Genomic DNA, 20870 nt, shown 5'->3' with positions numbered 1-20870 from the left:
ACCCTACAACTCAGCTATATGATTCAATGTTTCAGGATGTCGCTGCACAAGCTTTAACAAAGTAATTGCTTGCCCATTTGGTGCGCTTCGCCCTTGTTCCCAGTTTTCAAGCGTTCTTGCTGAAGTATGAAGAATGTTAGCAAACACACCACGCGACATATTAAATGTTTCTCGAATATTTACTATTTCATCAGGTGAGATAGCAAGATCGTTAATATCATTTACCGCATGAGTACGTAACGTAAGCTTTCCTTGTGAATGCGCTTTAGCATCATCAAGTGCTGTCGTTAATTCTGAAAATAAATCACGTTTGCTCATTGCGCCAGACTCTAAAAACTCAGTTTTAGTTTTTAGAGTCTCTATTTTATTATTTTTAGTTAAATTAAGAACTCTACAGAGTCCTTTGATTTCCATTCAGCTTTTCTCATTACTGTAATTACAATGTTCTCATGATGCTCACCAGAATGGCTTGAAATCTTATTTACAGCGCACGGCATATTAATATGTGAGATTGTGCACCGAATATTAAATGTACTATTGTGCTTAAGATTTAAAATGTTCTCTTTATGTCTCGCGGTCAAACGGTTGAATATACTGTTTAGTTCAGCAATCATAATCATTGGGGTGTTACGAGAGTCATTCATCCTGTCTTTGACAAAGTGTTTTGACATTTTAAATGACATATTGTGTTTACGGAGTATTTCATTGACCGAACTTTCTAATGCAGATATTTCAGCTTCAGTAATCATTTTATGCACCTCCAATGTGCTTATTATATAACTCCAATAACTTCGAATTCAGTTCAACATCAGTAAAAGCAACTACATTACCAACGGGCTTCGAATCTTCTAAGCTTCCTACTCTCACTTCAAAATTTTCATTATCAAAACTATCTATGAAAATATGACTTCCTTCTTTTTCATCATAAAATGATGCGAAGTTGTCTGTAATTGCCATATCAAATTTCATGGTTTCTTCCCTGTAGATTAAACATCAAATAATAAAACCTAATAGTATGCCGTTTCATAACATGCATATTAATATCTTTACCCAGCTAACTTATCAAATCACTTACTAACTTACTACAAAATAATAGCCACTTAACATTAATCTGTTGACTCTAAATAGCATTGATTACACAGTTAATGAACAACCGCATGTATGCGCTGAGTTTAGATGGAATAAGTAACGCGATAAAAGAGCTGAGTTAGATATTAATTTACCTCAGCTCAGCGCTAGCAGCGGAGCTTCAGGCGTGAACTTACAACGTTGTTGGGTGGCGTCTTTGGCTTAACCAACCTACCTTTGACGTAGGTCGGATAAGTGGCGAAGCCACGCCATCCGACAGTAAATGATAAATTTATTAGAAACAAGCCGCTGCACCGCGTTATTTATAGGTAGGGTCAGAGTTAATTAAACAAACAGAGTTCGAGATTAACTTTTTCTTTAGCTCGTGATTATCATTCTTAATTTCGGTGAGCTCTCCCACAACACTTTTATTTGTTTTATTTATTGTTGAATATAGCTTATCCGGTATATTTAAATCCGATTTAATTGACAATATAGATAAAAAAATCGATACGACCGTAGAAAAAATAGCTACCCAAATCGCAAATAAAGCTTTTCTATTAGCATCTTTTGCTGATTCCCTAGCTTCATTAAGCTCTACATACTCTAAAAACCTAAAGTGATCTTCTGCACTTGCAAATAATTTAATACCCGACCCTGGTCTGTCTACCGAACTATAGAATGATGTGTGTGAGTGAAACAAAAGTGATTTATCATGAATTAACCGTTTTAACTGCTCCTTCTCTTTTTCACTTAGCAGGACTGCTTTACATAGCTGCTCGAACGTAAATTCTTCTTGTAGTGTTGCCCACTTTAGAACACGTATTATAAAGTTAGTGTCATTCATTTTAGTCCCTTAAAATGATAGAAAGAAGAGTAGCTAGAGGCTTACAACTCAGCTATATGATTTAGTGTCTCGGGATGTCGCTGCACAAGCTTTAACAAGGTAATTGCTTGACCATTCGGTGCACTACGCCCTTGCTCCCAGTTTTCAAGCGTTCTTGCTGAAGTATGAAGAATGTTAGCAAACACACCACGCGACATATTAAATGTTTCTCGAATATTTACTATTTCATCAGGTGAGATAGCAAGATCGTTAATATCATTTACCGCATGAGTACGTAACGTAAGCTTTCCTTGTGAATGCGCTTTAGCATCATCAAGTGCTGTCGTTAATTCTGAAAATAAATCACGTTTGCTCATTGCGCCATACCTCTAAGAATTCTTTTAATTGCTTTTTCTGATCTGCTGTTAAATCGGTTACTTCGTTTTTACTGTAAATAGTGAGTAAATAAAAACGTCTTTTGTCGTCCAAGTAATAATATATAACTCTTGAACCGCCACGCTTACCTTTCCCTTTGCTCGCAACTCGTGCTTTACGTAAGCCGCCTGTTCCTTGAATCACATCGCCCTGTTTTGGGTTGACCATGAGTTCTGCTTGAAATAGACGATACTCGTCATCACTCAAGTACAGCTCTCGGTACTTTTCAAATATGCTTGATTCAACAAATAGGCTTTTCATATATTAAAGTATACGCAGATAGCGTATAAATTCAATTAAAGATTTTAAACGAGTGCGGCAGGTATTTCTTGCTTTGGCTAAAGCTCTTTACCATAAACAAACTATACGGATCTAGCCCATAATCACCGAACGGCTCGCACTCTTTAAAACCAAACTGAGTGTAAAGCTTTTGCGCAGGTAAAAATGCTTTTGCTGCTCCAGTTTATAAACTTAGCTTTTTGTAACCTCGCAGTGTTTCTTGCTCAATAATATGCGTGAGTAACTTAGCGGCTATGCCTTGGCGTAAATAGTTACTTGAGGTGCGCATTGGTTTAATTTCGCCATGCGTGGCATTGAGCACTTTTAATGCGCCAACACCCGCTAAATTATTATCAATCCATAAGCTATAAAAAGTTATATCGGGCTGGGTGATTTGAGTTACATCAAGCGCCTGTTCTTATTTCCATTTACAACTCATTTTTCCGTGTATTAATATTTAATATAAAGCGCTAATAACTATATATTTAACTCATCGACAACCTTATCTGTTTGCGTATTATTTTAAAAGATACAGCTCTGTTCTGGAGACTTAGGGACTGTCTTAAATACTTGGCTTTTAAGTATGATCATCTTTTTCACCTAGCTATTACTTTTAACAGGCCAATTCTCGCCCACCGTAGGCTATGGTGGTCCACACTAGCCGTGTATTTATGCAGAGGTTATTTGATTTGTACCTTTCACCTCGAACCTAAAATCACATCAACTTCCAAACTACAAACGCAACAGCAAAACCAACCAAGTAAACTAAGCCTAACCAGGTTAAGCTGCGCAATAGTACACTGTGCTTAATAGCGCTCTCTGATCGCACTAGGCTGAAGTTAAGCCATGCAAAAACGGGGGTGGTTACAAAGGCTAGTGTCATGGCAAAGGTAAGCATGGGGCCAAGGGCCGATTTAAAAAATAAAATAACGGCCATACCCGCAAAGGCTTGCAGTACTAACCAACTATTTAAACTGTGTTTAGATTGCTTAAAACCAAGTAGTTTATGTGACTCGTTAAGCGTACGGGCGTAGCCATCAAGCACGGTAAGTGTAGTGCCAAACATACATAAAAAAGCAATGGCTGATACCAGCGGTCTTGCCCACTCGCCAATAGTCAGTGCGTACATATCAATAAGTTGTTTAGCAAAGGCTACACCGCCAAGCTCAATATTGCTGCTTTGCCCATATTGCACTAGCACGCCTAAGCTAAAGAACACTAATGCTAAGCACGCTGTTAACCAATAACCTACATTAAAATCAAACAGACCTTGGCTTTTAGTGACTGTTTGCTGAGTTTGTTTTTCTTTTAACCAAAGTGAGCTGAGCGCTGATATTTCAATAGGTGCTGGCATCCAGCCCATAAGTGCGACCATAAAGCTCAGCATAGCCAGCTCGTACGGTGATGGACCCACATAATCAGCAGGCGCCATAGGGCCGTTACTAAATGCAATAACCAGCGCAATAACAGTAGCCAAAGTTAATAGACCCATTATGCCTTTTGCAACATTGTCGAGCGCTTTAAAGTGCCCAAGTAATAAAATAGCTAAACACACACCGAGCAATATCCAACACAGTAGCGTGACTTCTATCACTATTGGCAATGCATAATGCAGCAAGCTTGCAGTCAGTAATAACACCCCTGCGGTATTAACTATGGCGGCAAGTATATTTAAACCAATAAAACTATAAAAATAGACAGGACCTTTGTTTTTATAGCCTTCTACTAAACTGTTTTTGGTTACTAAAGTGTATTCCATACCAAAACGGAAAAATGGATATTTTAATACATTAACCGCCAATATAAGCCAAAATAGTTGCCAGCCAAATAATGCGCCAGCTTGAGTGGATGCAACCAAATGGGAGCCCCCTATTGCGGCGGTTGCCATTAAGATACCAGGGCCTAGGGCGCCCAATCGAGATTTCCACGAAGTGTGAGTTTGCTGCATTAATTTCTCAATATGTGTGTGTTATATATACAAAAAATTAAGTTTTATAATTAAAAAACATAAAGAGAGAACAACTTACCTAAAATCAAGGCAATAAAAAAGAGCCATAAGGCTCTTTTTTATAGTACTTTGGGACTAAAGCTTACTTTAGCTCCATCTCTTGAATGATCTCATGCGCTATTTCTGGCGTTGTGCTTACAGGCTTTTCGTGTAAATTTGCTTTTATTTGCCCTTTTCGATGTTTTAGTGCTGCATCGAGTTTTTTAGCTGCGCTGGCAATCGCTGGGTACATAACTTCGTTTTCCCCTTTTACCGATATACGCGCACCCTCATAATTTGTGCTGATCTCTGCTTGGAATTTATGATGTTCTTTAGACAAGATAATGTCGAGAGCGATAAGTGATGGAAAATGGCTCTCAATTTTTAAAAACTTTTCGTTGATATGCTCTCTAATAGAGTTAGTAACGTCTACATGGTGACCAGAAAGATTAATTTTCATAGGGTATCCTTTTATTTGTTACCTCATAAATAGTATTGGGGGCTATCTAGATTAACACAAGGAAAAAGCACTGATTTTTGAAATTAATTTGTTACTCAAACTGATTTAGATCATACGCTGTGCAAAGTTTATGCAAAGCCCATAGAGTATGGGCTTTCAGACGTCTAGCCTTTAGCGTTTAGTCTGTGTACGAACAGCAATAATCAGCAAAATCACTCACTTTTACTTTAAAGCTAACATTGGCATCAACGTTGAATGATTCGCCCGCGTTAAATGTTTTCCACTGTGTTTCGCCAGGTAATAAAATGTCCCACTGGCCACCTAACAGCTCCATGAGTTCTTTTTTACTGGTATCAAATACAAATTCGCCTGGCTGCATAAAGCCTAATGTTTTGGTTGTGCCATCGTTAAATACCACGGTACGGCTTGATACTTTACCGTCAAAATACACGTTCGCTTTTTTAATTACGCTTACATTTTCAAACTGAGACATCCTCACTCCTGTTGTTTTGTTTTATTTAATCGGCCACCACCTTGCCTGATAGGTCATAGCCTTGCAAGGAAGTGGAAGCTAAAAAGTTAAGTCAAAATATCATAACGACAAACAATTTATTTTACTGGATATTAGCTTTTAGAGGATATATTAAATAATTAGAAGCTACGCTTCTCACGTGAGCAAGCTCTACGTCTACTAATAACGCTCCATAACTTTGGGCACAACTACATGTATGTGCGCATATTTGAGGCTTTTAAAAGTAACTCTTTTATTAAAGGCGGGCTTTGAGAAAGTTAAAAACCCTGCGAGTTATCTGTTATTAAATTATCATGGCCCGAGGGTAAATCACTGAGTTTAATTGATTCCATAATTCGCTGTTGTGATTCAAGTGCATGCTTAGCCCATTTTTTATGTTTATCTGAGCGGTCAACACGATGGTTAAACTTTACTTCTAAAAAAGCATGCTCACTTAATGGCAAACAATAAAAATCGTGGCGAGAAAGAACATTACCTCTGCACTCTTGGTAAAACACCCACTGGCGATTATTAATAATTATCTCTTTAGCCGCCGGTAATGGCGGTTGACCATAAACCTCAATCCGCCCTGATATTTCTTCTTTCAGAGCTTCACCTACCCATGGGTTTGCTCTTTTACTCGATTCTAAAGTGGTATCATTTTTAATTCTAGTGTTTTTTCCATCAGGTCCCCAGTGGAAGTCATCATATAATTCAATAACAAAGCGCTTTAATTGTGCGGTATCAAGAACATTGATTTTATTAGTTTGCTTAATTCTTAGCTGGCAACTAAGCATGCCATATTCACTACTAGGCAAATAGCTTACTGGCGGCAGGTACATCCAATTTTCAGTGAGTATATGAACATACTCATGGTAAAGGAACGTTTCTTTGTGTTGGTTAAACCAACTTTTTGAATTATAAGGAAACGAGATGTCAATAGTAGACGGTACTGCTGCGACATTGCTATCCGGCACATCGAGAGTTAATAGCTTATCTTCTAAAATGAGGCGATGGTGAACACAATTTTCAAAATTGGGCCCGCCAATAAAACCACGGTAAAAAGCCTTGGCTAAATTAATCATTCTTAGAATTATCAGTAATTAAATTATCGTGTTCGGGGGGTAAATCACTGAGCCTTATTGATTCCATAATTCGCTGTTGTGATTCAAGTGCATGCTTAGCCCATTTTTTATGTTTATCTGAGCGGTCAACACGATGGTTAAACTTTACTTCCAAAAAAGCATGTTCACTAAGTGGCAAACAATAAAAATCATGGCGAGAGAGAGCATTATTCCTTTTTACTTGATAAAACACCCATTGGCAGTTATTGATCACAGCCTCTTTAGCGGCAGGCAATGGCGGCTTTCCATAAGATTCAATACGACCTAAAATTTCTTCTTCTAACTCATCAGGCTCAAAGGGGACGGCCATTTTACTAGATTCTAATGTGGTATCATTTTTAATTTCGGTATTTCTGCCGTCAGGCCCCCAATGGAAGTTATCGTATGATTCAATCACAAAATGTTTTAATTGTGCGATATCCAAAACATTGATTTTATTGGTTTGTTTAATCCTTAGTTGACAACTAAGCATGCCATACTCACTACTTGGCAAATAGCTTACTGGTGGCAAGTACATCCAGTTTTCAGTAAGCATATGTACGTATTCATGGTGTAAATAGTTTTTTTTATGTTGTTCAAACCAGCTGGTCGAATTATAGGGAAACGTCACATCAATGGTAGATGGTACAGCTGCGACATTGCTATCCGGTATATCAAGAGTGAGTAGTCTGTCTTCCAAAATAAGGCGATGGTGAACACAATTTTCAAAATTGGGCCCACCAATAAAACCACGAAAAAACGCCTTAGCTAATTTGATCATAAACGCGTATCCGTAGCCGGTAGAGTTTTAATAAACTTTCTTACCACATCGGCCTTATCATTATAACCAAGCATTTGCAGTTGGTCAGCATAAGTGACTAGACCTAAAAATGGCAAAGTATGAGGGCTGGCACCAGCATCATCACCTGTAACTAAGCCTTTAAATTTCATCGAACGGACAAGACTGCTTGACGATAAGTCATTAAAGCCGGCTAAGTTAGGCACTAAGTCATAGGGATTATTACGCACCGCAACAACTTTTAACCCGGTACTATGAGCAATGCGTTTTAAACGCTCGATATTTGAGCCTGACCCATGCACGGCTAATTGTTGCCCTTTAAGTGGCTTACCATAGTGAATGCGATAATGCTCCAGTGCCGCACAAAAAATGATTGCCCCTTGGCTATGTGCTAGCCATTTAACCTGCTTACCTTGCTGGTTATTTTGTGCCAACACCGCTGCTAAATGTTGAGCGTTATGGGATTTAGTACCTAAGCGTTTATCAAACGCACATTCCACCAAATCTAGCTTTGGTCGATCTGTTGGGTTATGAAACAGCGTATAAGCCTTTATCCCATCCCCCTCATAAGCTCTATCAAGGTGAGTGCCCATTAACCATGTAGCTTTGGTAAGCTCATTTTGCATACCATTGACTGCTGCGTGCTGTGTATTCACTCGTGCTGTTGGAGTAGGCTCCTCTTGCCACGCTCCTTGTATTTCTTCTATCTCTTCCCTCTTCATAGCCTTACTATAACTATGGTTGCTAAGCCTTTTTACCTCGTAAAGCATGGTGCGCTCGGCAGCAAAATTACCTTTTTTTCCTTGTAGCTGCTTATCAAATAATACATCTGTTATAGAGACGAAGTTAGACTCCAAGCTATAACGTATTAAAAAATGATAATTACGAAATGGGTATTTTGTCCGCCATAAACGTCGCAGAGGGTTACGGCTATGCTTAATTGAGTTTGTAGCATTAGGGTTCGCGCATATTTGAATAATATCGGCGCATACCATTTTTAAATCATAGTCATTGAGCTGCGATAGCATAGCGAGAGCTTGGCAAGTAAATTTAACTTTACTAAATGGGAAGTTAACGGGGAGCTTAACACCAAAATCTCGACAGCTAAGCGCGTCGAGAGGGATTACAGAATGAGCATTGATAGTTTTATTGAGTTTAGACCAAGACATATTTCTTCCTTGTAAATGAGCCTGTGCCCAAAATGATACCGCAAACGAATTTTTAGAGCAAAAAATAATTTTATGGTGTATTTACTCTTTGTTTGCATGTTTTTCGATCTTAGTAAGTATTTTAAATGTTCATTAATTAGATCTAAAAGCGAAACAAAAAAGCCCGCCCTGTTTTTCACAGTGCGGGCTTTTCAATTACTTACTTTATTTAATCAAAATTTAATCAAATACTATTAAAAAAGCTCGTTTGCTTTGCTTACAATGTTTTCTACTGTAAAGCCAAAGTGCTCAAACAGCTCGCCTGCAGGTGCTGACTCACCGAATGTCGTCATGCCTACTACTGCGCCATTTAGGCCTACGTACTTGTACCAGTAGTCAGCAATACCTGCTTCTACTGCTACGCGGCGTGTAACAGCTGCCGGTAGTACGCTTTCTTTGTATGCAGCGTCTTGCTCATCAAATAAATCGGTTGAAGGCATAGATACAACACGTACTTTTTTACCTTGGCTGCGAAGTTCTGTTGCAGAATCTTGTGCAAGCTTTACTTCAGAACCTGTTGCAATAAGGATAAGCTCTGGCTCACCGTCACAACTAAGGATGTAACCACCTTTTTTCACATCAGCTAACTGCTGTGCAGTACGCGCTTGTTGCTCAAGGCCTTGGCGAGTGAAAATAAGTGATGTTGGGCCGTCTTTACGCTCAATAGCTTGTTGCCATGCAATCGCAGACTCAACTTGGTCACATGGGCGCCAGTTCACTAGGTTAGGTGTTAAACGCATGCTTGCGATTTGCTCTACTGGTTGGTGCGTCGGGCCATCTTCACCTAGACCAATTGAATCGTGCGTGTAAACGAAGATGCTTGGCTGCTTCATTAGTGCAGCCATACGAACTGCGTTACGTGCGTATTCCATAAACATTAAGAAAGTTGCACCGTAAGGAATAAAGCCTTTATGAAGAGCAATACCATTCATAATCGCTGACATACCAAATTCACGCACACCGTAGAAAATGTAGTTACCACTAGCATCGTTTGCTTCTAGGCCTTTTGAGCCATCCCAAAGTGTTAAGTTTGAGCCAGCAAGGTCAGCAGAGCCACCCATAAACTCTGGTAGTAACGGGCCAAACGCATTTAATGCATTTTGTGATGCTTTGCGTGTTGCAGGGTTTGCTGGGTTTGCTTGTAGCTCTTCGATGTAAGCTTGTGACTTTTCAGCCCAATCAGCTGGTAGCTCATCGTTTGTACGGCGTTTAAACTCAGCAGCAAGTTCAGGGTATGCACTTTCATAAGCTGCAAATTTTTCGTCCCAGCTTGCTTCTAGTTGCTTACCTTTTTCTTTACCATCCCACTCGCTATAGATATCAGCAGGGATTTCGAATGCATCGCCAGTCCAGCCTAAAAATTCGCGAGATGCTGTAATTTCGTCGTCACCTAATGGTGCACCGTGACAATCATGGCTACCTGATTTATTAGGTGAACCATAACCAATCACTGTTTTACAACAAATTAATGATGGCTTATCAGTAATGCTACGAGCTTCTTCGATAGCGGCGCGAATGGCTTCAGGGTTATGACCATCAACATCGCTTACTACGTGCCAGCCGTATGCTTTGAAGCGTGCTGGTGTGTCATCGCTGAACCACCCTTCTACTTCACCATCAATTGAGATGCCGTTGTCGTCCCAAAACGCAACTAATTTACCTAAACCTAATGTGCCAGCAAGTGAACAAGCTTCATGAGAAATACCTTCCATTAAACAACCATCACCCATAAATGCATAGGTGAAGTGATCAACAATATCGTGGCCTTCACGGTTAAACTGCGCAGCCAATGCTTTTTCGGCAATCGCCATACCTACCGCATTTGTGATCCCCTGACCTAATGGGCCCGTAGTGGTTTCGATACCTGGTGCGTAGCCATATTCTGGGTGACCAGGCGTTTTTGAATGCATTTGGCGGAAGTTTTTAATTTCCTCTAGTGGTAAGTCGTAACCACTTAGGTGCAACAGAGAATAAATAAGCATTGAACCGTGGCCATTTGAAAGAATAAATCTGTCACGGTCAGCCCACTCTGGATTAGTTGGATTGTGCTTTAGATAATCGCGCCATAATACTTCTGCGATATCGGCCATGCCCATAGGGGCTCCAGGGTGACCAGATTTGGCCTTTTGTACTGCGTCCATTGACAAGACGCGAATAGCATTTGCAAGTTCTTTGCGAGATGGCATGAATTCTCCTACCTTTATGTGTATTTGCGCGGGTACTTATGTGTTAGTTAATGCCCTTGAGTCACTCAAGAGCTTTATGGCAACCATTCTTACTTAATGTGGGGGCTGTGTGCAATTAAAAACCCTATAAAAATGGGCTATTATGAATATTTTTTAAGACCAAAAAGTTATTAAACATTTTATTTAGACGTCTAGGCGTAAAAACACTATGCAATGTGTTTTGTTTTAGATAAAATACGCCCCTTAATTTTTTAGCGCTAATACCGACGTTTGTGAAGCGCAATATTTGTGAGCAGAAATACAATGGCAAAACATTTATTTACTTCTGAATCTGTTTCTGAAGGTCATCCGGATAAAATCGCCGATCAAATCTCTGATGCGGTACTTGATGCTATCCTAGAGCAAGACTCTCATGCCCGTGTTGCGTGCGAAACTTACGTAAAAACCGGTATGGTTATGGTTGGTGGTGAAATCACAACTAGCGCTTGGGTTGATATTGAAGAAATTACCCGTAAAACAGTTCGTGAGATTGGCTACACACATTCAGACATGGGCTTTGATGCTGACTCATGTGCAATTTTAAACACCATTGGTAAGCAGTCTCCTGATATTAACCAAGGTGTTGACCGTACTAGCCCAGAAGAGCAAGGCGCTGGCGACCAAGGCTTAATGTTTGGTTACGCATGTAACGAAACCGACGTACTAATGCCTGCACCAATTACTTACTCACACCGTTTAGTACAGCGCCAAGCTGAGGTTCGTAAAAGTGGCGAGCTTAACTGGTTACGTCCAGATGCAAAATCTCAAGTAACGTTTGCATACGAAAATGGCAAGCCAGTTGGTATAGATGCTGTTGTATTATCGACTCAGCACGCTGAAGAAATCTCGCAAAATGATTTAGTAGAAGCTGTGATGGAAACCATCATTAAGCCAGTACTTCCTGCCGAGCTTATTAATAGCGCCACTAAGTTTTTCATCAACCCAACGGGTCGCTTTGTAATTGGTGGACCTATGGGTGACTGTGGCTTAACGGGTCGTAAAATTATCGTAGATACTTACGGTGGTATGGCACGTCACGGTGGTGGTGCTTTCTCTGGTAAAGATCCATCAAAAGTTGACCGCTCAGCGGCATACGCAGCTCGTTACGTAGCTAAAAACGTAGTGGCTGCAGGCCTTGCTGATAAGTGTGAGCTACAAGTGTCTTACGCAATTGGTGTTGCAGAGCCTACCTCTATCAGCGTTGAAACCTTTGGTACAAGCAAGCTTGAAGAAGGTCGCTTAATCGAGCTAATTCGCGAGCACTTTGACCTGCGCCCTTACGGCTTAATTCAAATGCTTGACTTAGAGCGCCCAATTTATCAACCAACAGCGGCATATGGTCACTTTGGTCGTGATGAATTCCCATGGGAACGTACAGATAAAGCAGACGCACTTCGTGCAGCTGCTGGCCTTTAAGCCAAAACACATTAAATAATAAACGGCCCTTTAAGGGCCGTTTTTATATCTAAAGCAAAAGTTAGTAATGAGATTTAGCAAGCCCTCGAATTACTTACTGTTTTAGGTATATACTCTTTACATAATAAAAACTTAAGGGATAAGTCAATGGCCAATAATTTTCGCGTTATGTTTGTAGGGCTTGCTGAGGGCACTGAGGCTAAAACAGCCTGCGTTAATTTAGCAAATAAACTAAAAACGTCTGAAGATAAAGTCACTCAGTTTTTTAACGGCAAAACGTTATTTGCGCCAAACAACAAAGACAAAGCCTTAAAGCAAGCCAAATTACTGGCAAGCCTTGGTATTAAAAGTAAATTACAAGCTACCGGTGAGCCTTCACTTCAACGCCCCGACGCGACAAGCCTGCGCGATGATCGAATTTTTGATGCTCTTGACTACATAACAAGCAGCCTGATCCGTTTAGAAGAAAAACTAGATGAGCTAGAACAAAGACTCCCCACTAACGAGCTAAAAAACACCGAAGATGAAAACGATGAGTGGCAACAAGATGATCTCATGCTTGATGATCAGCTCGATGAACCCGTTAAAACACGTAGCAATACTTTATTATATTCACTGATTGCCACTGCAGTTTTATTACTTATTGTGCTTGGTATTTACTTAGCTTTTCCTGATTTAGTGTCAAATTAAAAAAGGTGCGTAATAACAATGAACAATAAACGTACGAAAATACGCCAATCTATTCGGCTGTTGCGCAATAATCTATCAAAAAAACAACAAGAGAACGCTGCGGCTCAGTTAAAGTTGAATTTTACTCAACAGCTAAATAGCGATAAAACAGCCTCAAAAAAGCAGATAGCTATTTATTTTAGCAATGACGGAGAACTCGATACCTCATTGTTAATTAAAGAATTATGGAAACAAGGTCACACCCTATATTTACCCGTTATCCACCCATTTAATGGAACAACCTTACTGTTTCAACGCTATGAAAAAAACTCACCCATGAGGGCAAATCGCTATGGTATCTTGGAGCCTAAGCTGAATTGCTCTCAAATATGCCCATTAGCTGATTTAGATTACCTACTGATGCCGCTTGTTGCATTTGATAATCAAGGTAACCGATTAGGAATGGGGGGTGGATTTTACGATAAAACACTGGCGCAATTACACGCATACAATTGGCAAAAACCACAACTTATTGGCTTAGCACATAGCTGTCAAAAAGTAGATGCTCTGCCAGTTGAATCGTGGGATGTTCCACTTAAAACTATTATTACTCCCGATAACATTTATCACTGGTAATAAACACCCACTACACATTTGATATATGAGCATAACAATGACGCAAGACGAATTAAAAAAAGCAGCTGCGTGGGCTGCACTGGAGTTTGTAAAAGAAAACACCATTGTTGGTGTGGGCACAGGTTCTACCGTCAATCATTTTATTGATGCACTAGGCACAGTGAAAGACACCATAACGGGTGCGGTATCTAGCTCTGAAGCATCAACAGCACGCTTACAAGCATTAGGCATTGAAGTGTTTGAGCTAAACGATGTAGATGCACTTGATGTATACATAGACGGCGCAGATGAAATAAACGCACAAAATGAAATGATTAAAGGCGGCGGCGCAGCACTTACTCGCGAAAAAATAGTCGCTGCCGTAGCCAAGCAATTTGTGTGTATTGTTGATGACACTAAATTGGTCGATACACTGGGCGACTTCCCGCTTCCAGTCGAAGTTATCCCAATGGCACGCAGCTATGTAGCACGTGAATTATTAAAACTTGGTGGTGACCCTGTGTACCGCCAAGGTGTAGTAACAGATAACGGTAACGTTATTTTAGATGTACACAATTTAAGTATTAGTAATGCCAAGCAACTTGAAACACAAATTAATTCAATTGTTGGCGTAGTTACCAACGGCCTATTTGCGATGCGCGGCGCTGATAAAGTGATTATCGGCACTAAAAATGGGCCTCAAATTAAATAGGATGAGGTTATGAGTAAGGTATCGTTAGCAAAAGACAAAATTAAAATTCTCTTGCTAGAAGGTGTTCATCAAAGCGCAGTAGAAACGCTTAAACGTAATGGTTACAGCAATATCGACTACGTAAAAACATCCTTACCTGAGGACGAACTTAAAGAGCGTATTAAAGATGTGCACTTTGTTGGGCTTCGCTCTCGTACTCATATAAACCAAGCTGTTTTAGACTCCGCTGAAAAGCTAGTTGCCATTGGGTGTTTTTGTATTGGTACTAATCAAGTTGACTTAAACTCAGCGCGCGAGCGTGGTATTGCGGTATTCAATGCACCGTTTTCTAACACTCGCTCTGTGGCTGAACTTGTACTTGGCGAAATACTATTACTATTACGCGGTATCCCAGAGCGTAATGCAGCAGCGCACCGTGGTGGCTGGTTAAAAACAGCAACTGGCTCGTTTGAAGCGCGTGGCAAAACGCTTGGGATCATTGGTTACGGCCACATTGGTACACAGCTAGGTATTATGGCTGAAAACATCGGTATGACTGTAGAATATTACGACATTGAGGATAAGCTATCTTTAGGTAATGCTACTCAAATTCATAACCTAACACAGCTATTACAGCGCGCTGATATTATTAGTTTACACGTACCAGAAACACCGCAAACTAAAAACCTAATTGGCACGGCAGAACTTGCCGTAATGAAACAAGGCGCTATTTTAATCAACGCTTCACGCGGTACTGTAGTGGATATTGAAGCACTAGCCGAAGCGCTTAGTGAGAAAAAACTAAGCGGCGCTGCTATTGATGTATTCCCCGTTGAGCCAAAATCTAACGAAGAAGAATTTGTATCGCCACTGCGTGAATTCGACAACGTTATTTTAACGCCGCACATTGGTGGCTCTACCCAAGAAGCGCAAGAAAACATTGGTATTGAAGTAGCCGGTAAATTAGCTAAATACTCAGATAATGGCTCAACTATTACGGCTGTTAATTTCCCTGAGGTTTCGCTGCCAGAGCTTGCTAATCGTAGCCGTTTATTGCACGTACACCACAACCGCCCTGGTGTACTGACGCAAATTAACCAAGCGTTTGCCCAGCATGGTATTAACATTGCCGCTCAGTACTTACAAACCGATGAGTCAATTGGTTATGTAGTTATTGACGTAGATACTGATCAATCAGAAGTGGCTCTTAAAGAGCTAAGCGCAGTAGAGGGGACAATTAGAGCGCGTATTCTTCACTAATTAGCTAATAGCTAATAGCTAATAGCTAATAGCTAAAATAATAAAAGCCGCACTTGATTAATCAAGTGCGGCTTTTTTGTATTAATTAGGCTGCTATTCGCCTTTAACTTCTAAATTAACAAATTTAACTAGCTCTTCTGGCTGGCCTGCTAACATCATTATTTGCTGGTTAACTTCCATCATGGTTTTACCTTCAGGCAATTTTGCCGATATGCTTAATGAGTTTAAACCTTTGGCAAAATCAGTTAGCGCCTGTGCTATTTCTTCAGTTACGGGCGCTTGCTGTAACTGTTGCTGTAGCATCATTTGCATTTGCTCAAGCGTCATGCCTTGCTTTTCAAGCTCGCCTGCCAATACTTCTTTTAATTTGCCTTGATTATTAAGTACTAAATTAATATTTCTCGGCTCAAGTTTACTCATCGCTTGCATCACTAAGGTTTGCTGTTGTAACTCTTGCTCGTACGTAAGCGGTGTGTCACCGGCTTCTTGCTGCGCTTTGCTTATTGCAAGGGATGCATCCATTAATGCTTTAGAATTAGCAAGGCCTACATCCATGTTAAAGCTAGCAATATCTTTTGCATTTAATTTTAAAACGACATCACTATCGCCAGATTGCTCATCGTAATCAAGCGATGAGCTTAAATCGTAACTTGCTGAGGCGAGCGTTTCGTTTGTATCAGAGGGCAGTTTTGCTACAAAGTCTTTATCAAACTGAAAACTTTTAACCTCAAACGATGTATGTGGCGATATTTTGTCAGTTTCGTAACCGGTTACCTCAATACTTTGAATATGCGCAACGTTATCGCCTTCAGGACCAATAACTTCCATGTTAGTGATTTCAACACTTTTAGAAATAACACTTGCCGATAACCCCGCATACTTAAACGTTGCACCGGTTTGATCGCTCACTAAAGCAAGCTGCTTATCTACTTCGCTACGTACCTCTTGAGTTGCCACATAGTTTGCGTAACTAACCCCACCAACACCTACTGCAACAATGGCTATAGCGATAACGAGTTTTTTCATGTTATTTCCTTATTCTATTGTATATAAATTTTATTGGCTCCAGAGTAACATTGCTTAGCAACCCCTGTAAGCGTTAATTAATTAAACTAAGTAGCTCATGCACAGTTTTTACAGGTGTAATTTTAGCGCCTAAACCTTCCATCGATTTATGGTAATTACGAAATGGGATAAATATTTCGGTAAAACCATGCTGAGCCGCTTCTTTAACCCGTGGTACACCGCTGTCGATTGGGCGTACATCGCCATTTAGGCTAAGCTCACCCATAATGCAAGTTGTGCGCGGTACCACAAACTCATTTAAGCTACTTAAAAGCGCGGTTACTAACGCTAAATCAATACAGGTTTCGGTTTCATCGATTCGTAAGCCGCCCACAATATTAAAAAACGTATCGTGAAATATTTTAGTTTTGGTGTGTTTGCGTAAAATACCAGTAAGCATTTTTATTCGGTTCATGTTTAAACCCACGCACACACGCTGTGGAAATTCAGCCTCTGTCTCGGTAGTTAAACATTGGATTTCGAGCAATAAGTTGCGGTTACCTTTTCGAATACAGGTAATAGTTGAGCCCGGCGACTCTGTGCTGGAACCTGATAAGAAAATCTCGCTGGGGTTATCTACACTGAGCATACCGCGTTCGCACATTTTAAAAATGCCCACAGTATCAATATCGCCAAAGCGGTTTTTGTTTGCTCTGAGCGTACGCACTTGCCCATCATTTGTATCTATATGTAATAAGGCATCAACAATGTGTACTAATGTTTGCGGCCCTGCAATTTCATTATTTTTATTTACATGAGCAATAATAAACATAGTGACATCGTTTTGCTTACAATACTGAGTGAGTGCTTGCGCGGCACTTTTTACCTGCGAAGGAGAACCAGGGCTGCCATTTGCAGTGTCGGTTACAACCGCCTGAATAGAGTCGATAACAGCAAACTTAATTTTATTTTTATCTAGCTCCTCAATTATGTTTTCTACGCTGGTTTCGGAGAGTAAATAAAGTTCATCGGCGTTATAGTTAAGCTTTAAGCGGTTTACGCGATTTTTAAACTGTGACAACGACTCCTCAGCGGTACAGTAAAGTGATGGCATTCGCTGTGACATTCTAGCTACTAAGTCAGATAAAAGCGTTGTTTTGCCCGCACCAGGGTCGCCCGAAATGATATTCACCGAGCCTGTGGTTACGCCGCCGCTTAGTACGCGGTCCAACTCGCCAATTTCTGTGAGCTGCTTTTCAGCCTCCATGGTAGCGACATCATTAATTTTTTTTGACCCGCCGCCAACACTACCTGCATAACCACCCACGCTAGCGCGTGCAGCAGCTTTTTTACTTTGTCCTGCAGAGGGTTTAAATTCTGCCAAGGTATTCCACGCACCACAGCGACACTGACCTTGCCAACGTTGATAGTTCATACCACACTCTGTACAAACAAACTCTACTTTTGCCGCTTTAGCCATTTATAACCTTACCTACTATTGTTTGATTTATTTTTGCACTTAATTGTTTATTTTATCATGGGTACGCTACTTAGCAGCGCTATATTACCAAAATACATTAGGAACCATATTGGAAACAAACACATACAGTTTTCTCTTTTACTTTAAGTTAGGGCATACTTATTGCTTTTAAATACTTTAGATTAACTTGCCAACAAATTGGCGTTTAACACATAATAACAAGAGTAAACTGTACTTACACAAAAAATCGTACCTATATTAATAACATAGCGCGATATTCCGTTTATTGAAGTTTTCAAATAAATGGACTTTACAGTATACCAACTTTTCAATTAGACGGTGACGATTTATAAATGGCTGACGACATACTGCTCAAACACGAAGACCTTGTGAATGAGCTAAAAACCTATTTAGGTAGCGCAAAGTTCGAGCAAATTTTCAAATCAAAAACCGCTGGCTTAACAAAGCCTGAGCAGTTTTTGATGAAAATGGAAATGTCGCGCCTATCTCAGCCAGTAGCCCGCTTTATAGACCTACGAGGCTTAGTTACAGGCCAAGTGCGCCCGTATGAGCACAATGGCAAACAGCACTTTATGGACGACACTGCTATAGAGGTCTTTGAAGCAGCTCTTAAGCAACATGGCGGCTATACGTTAGCGGTATACGAAGCGGTAATGAATACCGAAAACAACCATCGTGTACTGCAAAAGCAAGCTCAAGAGCGAAGTGATGCGCCAGCCGAAAACGACACCCTAACGACCAGCGTAATAAAATTTGCTTCTTATGAAAGCCGCTGTGAAGAGCGGATGAACTACTCAATCAAAGTTAAAATTGAGTACAATGATAAGAAAAACATTGCTGCTAGCACCTCTGATATTTCGCTAAGTGGCTGTAAAATTAAACTTTCTACTCGGCAAGTTATTAAAAAAGGGCAACTTATTGCCATGCGCTTAGTAGGGCTTGAGCAAGACTTTGAGCTAGGCCTTAAAAATGGTATTCAATATGAAGTGGTCGCTGTTGAAAACATATCACGTGAATATAACCATATTCGCCTAAAGCGTACTTTTATAGAAAACAATGAAAAATTTGACGAGTTTTTAGAAAGCTTTATTCATGGCAATAAGCGCCGTTACAAAGTTAATTTAGATAACACTTTAGATGCTGTTGTTTCAAAGGGTTACGAGCAATATTACATTCCGCGTGTTACTTCTTTGTATGTGTTTTTAAGTAAAAGAGGCGAACAAATAGTCCCGAGCTTGAGCCTAACAACGGAAAATAATATTTTTATTCAGCGCTATTTTACTGATGAGAGAAAAGTCCCCTGTTTATATAGCGTTTTAAATAATCAACGCATTAGTCAGATGCTTAGCCAAATAACGGCAGTAAAAGAAGAGTACCTTTACACCTTTACCCATGCCTCTGCAGGAAAAATTTATTACTACTCAGCGACGCGTACAGAGCTTGACAGCAACCCTAAACTAAAAAATCTGTTTTTAGGATTTGGTAGTCAAAAAGACAGCTGGCAGTGTTTTAAATTACAAGTTATGCCGAGCCATCCGAACGATTCTTATATTCCATTATCATTACCAAACTCGGCAGGTAAAAATATAGAAAAGCTAAATAAGCCACCGTCACCCAGAGTGTCTGGACTTATAAAAGATGTAAAATACATTGCTGTGTTAACTGCGGTTGGCAATAGCGAAGAACAAGCAAATTATAAACAACGACCTTTTGATAAAGCGATTGTTAACCAACTTAAACATTTTGGCCACGCTAAGCACAATAAACCACCCTATTTAGATATCGTTGCTTTAGAGTATGTAAACTTGCGCGCCCACAAACGTTACCTCTATAAAACCCAGGCGCTGCTTACATTAGAAGATAAACAATATCAAACACACACTCGGGACTTTTCGGTGATGGGCCTACAATTAGAGTCCTCCAAACCGGTTAGCTTTAAAAAAGGCGATATTGTTTTACTGTCTTTTCCAGATTTGCAAAAAATAACTAAAAAACATAATTTAAGTGAGCTCAAATATGAAGTGATGGCAATTAGTAAGTCATTAACGACCATTAATTTGAAAGCTAATAGAGTTGCCGACTTACCCCATGCTGGGGTTAACTTTTTTACCCAATTAATTGAAAGCAATAAAGATAAACTAAAAGTCTCTGAAGAAGCACCTAAAATAGAAGGCCTTTCTACTGCACTTAGAAACATGGTGACAAAAAGTGTTTGCCAATTTCCGCTTTATTTACATAAAGAAGCGAGCCACTTTACTCCAGGTGCTATTGGTGTTGGTTTGTACACCAACCCCATCCATGTGATATTACAAAATTTTGGCTTATTAACTAATAAAACTGACTTAAGCCATGTTTTAACGCAGCAACAAATTATTGATGTGATCACCCCAAATATTAAAGACCGAAGCCGACAAGACCCGCCTTTGGCATTTACACTCGCCATTAATTTTGATCCCAAGCAAGATAGCATTGAAAAGGCTGTAACTAGCCAATGCGTACTAGGAGATAGCTACTTAGACTTTAGCGAACAAATCAGTGCAGGCATTAAATCTGAGCTGGTATTTATAATGCGCTTGTACTTATCTCGTACCGGTCGTCCTGATACAGACTATCTATCAAACGAGCTTAAATATGTAGGTCAATACGCCATGCATAAAGCAAAAGATATAGAAGAAGCATTGTGGGCTGTATCTGGCGTAGGTGATATTGTAGATATAACAGACGAAGCACTTAGGCATTTAGAGTTAGATAAAAAACAAGTAGCTCAAATGAACCGAAAAAAGCTGCTATGGTTAAACCGCTTGCGCTAAGC

Annotated in this window: 21 protein-coding genes and 1 pseudogene; 6 read left to right on the top strand and 16 right to left on the bottom strand. The window is 40.0% G+C overall.

Annotated elements, in window-relative coordinates; genetic code table 11:
• Positions 1-3: 3 nt before the first annotated feature.
• The 14 genes and pseudogenes from AABI99_RS13690 to tkt all read right to left on the bottom strand — a co-directional run bounded on the left by AABI99_RS13690 (position 4) and on the right by tkt (position 10862).
• Entirely contained in the window at positions 4-318 is a 315-nt protein-coding gene (locus tag AABI99_RS13690; RefSeq protein WP_004586175.1) for a type II toxin-antitoxin system MqsA family antitoxin, read from the bottom strand.
• Between the two features lie 59 nt (positions 319-377).
• Positions 378-749 (bottom strand): hypothetical protein, encoded by a 372-nt coding sequence (locus AABI99_RS13685; protein ID WP_338366449.1) that lies wholly within the window; start codon positions 747-749, stop codon positions 378-380.
• Position 750: 1 nt separating this feature from the next.
• Positions 751-969 (bottom strand): hypothetical protein, encoded by a 219-nt coding sequence (locus AABI99_RS13680; protein WP_055017349.1) that lies wholly within the window; start codon positions 967-969, stop codon positions 751-753.
• A gap of 418 nt (positions 970-1387) precedes the next feature.
• Positions 1388-1915: a hypothetical protein gene (locus AABI99_RS13675; RefSeq protein ID WP_338366448.1), complete on the bottom strand. Its 528-nt coding sequence runs from the start codon at positions 1913-1915 to the stop codon at positions 1388-1390.
• Between the two features lie 41 nt (positions 1916-1956).
• Entirely contained in the window at positions 1957-2271 is a 315-nt protein-coding gene (locus tag AABI99_RS13670) for a type II toxin-antitoxin system MqsA family antitoxin (RefSeq protein WP_004586175.1), read from the bottom strand.
• Positions 2258-2590, bottom strand: a complete 333-nt coding sequence (locus AABI99_RS13665) for a type II toxin-antitoxin system RelE/ParE family toxin (RefSeq protein ID WP_338366447.1) — start codon at positions 2588-2590, stop codon at positions 2258-2260. Before AABI99_RS13665 ends, AABI99_RS13670 begins: the two co-directional genes overlap by 14 nt.
• Positions 2591-2621: 31 nt before the next feature.
• Positions 2622-3020, bottom strand: a pseudogene (locus AABI99_RS13660) (GNAT family N-acetyltransferase); the annotation flags it as partial.
• 303 nt (positions 3021-3323) lie between these two features.
• Positions 3324-4556 (bottom strand): divalent metal cation transporter, encoded by a 1233-nt coding sequence (locus AABI99_RS13655; protein WP_338366446.1) that lies wholly within the window; start codon positions 4554-4556, stop codon positions 3324-3326.
• Between the two features lie 142 nt (positions 4557-4698).
• Positions 4699-5055 carry a ribosome-associated translation inhibitor RaiA gene (gene raiA / locus AABI99_RS13650; protein WP_338366445.1) on the bottom strand — a complete coding sequence of 119 codons (357 nt, stop codon included), beginning with the start codon at positions 5053-5055 and terminating at the stop codon, positions 4699-4701.
• Between the two features lie 178 nt (positions 5056-5233).
• A complete protein-coding gene (locus AABI99_RS13645; RefSeq protein ID WP_338366444.1) occupies positions 5234-5548 on the bottom strand; it encodes a pyrimidine/purine nucleoside phosphorylase in 315 nt (104 codons plus the stop codon).
• A 296-nt stretch (positions 5549-5844) separates the two neighbouring features.
• Entirely contained in the window at positions 5845-6651 is an 807-nt protein-coding gene (locus tag AABI99_RS13640) for a hypothetical protein (RefSeq protein WP_338366443.1), read from the bottom strand.
• Positions 6644-7450, bottom strand: a complete 807-nt coding sequence (locus AABI99_RS13635; protein WP_338366442.1) for a hypothetical protein — start codon at positions 7448-7450, stop codon at positions 6644-6646. Before AABI99_RS13635 ends, AABI99_RS13640 begins: the two co-directional genes overlap by 8 nt.
• Positions 7447-8637 carry a hypothetical protein gene (locus AABI99_RS13630; RefSeq protein WP_338366441.1) on the bottom strand — a complete coding sequence of 397 codons (1191 nt, stop codon included), beginning with the start codon at positions 8635-8637 and terminating at the stop codon, positions 7447-7449. Before AABI99_RS13630 ends, AABI99_RS13635 begins: the two co-directional genes overlap by 4 nt.
• Positions 8638-8870: 233 nt before the next feature.
• Positions 8871-10862: a transketolase gene (gene tkt, locus AABI99_RS13625; protein WP_338366440.1), complete on the bottom strand. Its 1992-nt coding sequence runs from the start codon at positions 10860-10862 to the stop codon at positions 8871-8873.
• Positions 10863-11165: 303 nt separating this feature from the next.
• On the opposite strand from tkt, the gene metK reads away from it, so the two are divergent.
• From metK to serA, 5 genes are all read left to right on the top strand, one after another.
• Entirely contained in the window at positions 11166-12317 is a 1152-nt protein-coding gene (gene metK, locus AABI99_RS13620; RefSeq protein ID WP_338366439.1) for a methionine adenosyltransferase, read from the top strand.
• Positions 12318-12464: 147 nt separating this feature from the next.
• Positions 12465-13007, top strand: a complete 543-nt coding sequence (locus tag AABI99_RS13615; protein ID WP_338366438.1) for a hypothetical protein — start codon at positions 12465-12467, stop codon at positions 13005-13007.
• An 18-nt stretch (positions 13008-13025) separates the two neighbouring features.
• Complete coding sequence (locus tag AABI99_RS13610; protein ID WP_338366437.1) at positions 13026-13622, top strand: 5-formyltetrahydrofolate cyclo-ligase; 597 nt, start codon at positions 13026-13028, stop codon at positions 13620-13622.
• Positions 13623-13659: 37 nt separating this feature from the next.
• Entirely contained in the window at positions 13660-14313 is a 654-nt protein-coding gene (gene rpiA, locus AABI99_RS13605; RefSeq protein ID WP_338366436.1) for a ribose-5-phosphate isomerase RpiA, read from the top strand.
• Positions 14314-14322: 9 nt separating this feature from the next.
• Positions 14323-15552: a phosphoglycerate dehydrogenase gene (serA, locus tag AABI99_RS13600; RefSeq protein ID WP_338366435.1), complete on the top strand. Its 1230-nt coding sequence runs from the start codon at positions 14323-14325 to the stop codon at positions 15550-15552.
• Positions 15553-15645: 93 nt separating this feature from the next.
• Here serA and AABI99_RS13595 read toward each other — a convergent pair whose 3' ends face one another.
• Together AABI99_RS13595 and radA are read right to left on the bottom strand one after the other, a co-directional pair.
• Positions 15646-16578 carry a hypothetical protein gene (locus tag AABI99_RS13595; protein ID WP_338366434.1) on the bottom strand — a complete coding sequence of 311 codons (933 nt, stop codon included), beginning with the start codon at positions 16576-16578 and terminating at the stop codon, positions 15646-15648.
• Positions 16579-16651: 73 nt separating this feature from the next.
• Complete coding sequence (radA, locus tag AABI99_RS13590; RefSeq protein ID WP_338366433.1) at positions 16652-18037, bottom strand: DNA repair protein RadA; 1386 nt, start codon at positions 18035-18037, stop codon at positions 16652-16654.
• A gap of 353 nt (positions 18038-18390) precedes the next feature.
• On the opposite strand from radA, the gene AABI99_RS13585 reads away from it, so the two are divergent.
• A complete protein-coding gene (locus AABI99_RS13585; protein WP_338366432.1) occupies positions 18391-20868 on the top strand; it encodes a PilZ domain-containing protein in 2478 nt (825 codons plus the stop codon).
• The last annotated feature ends 2 nt before the right edge of the window (positions 20869-20870 follow it).

Origin of the sequence: uncultured Pseudoalteromonas sp. (assembly GCF_963922945.1) — a bacterium.
Classification (GTDB): Bacteria; Pseudomonadota; Gammaproteobacteria; order Enterobacterales; family Alteromonadaceae; genus Pseudoalteromonas.
Note: the sequence above shows the minus strand (reverse complement) of the source record. Positions and strands in the feature narration are given on the sequence as shown.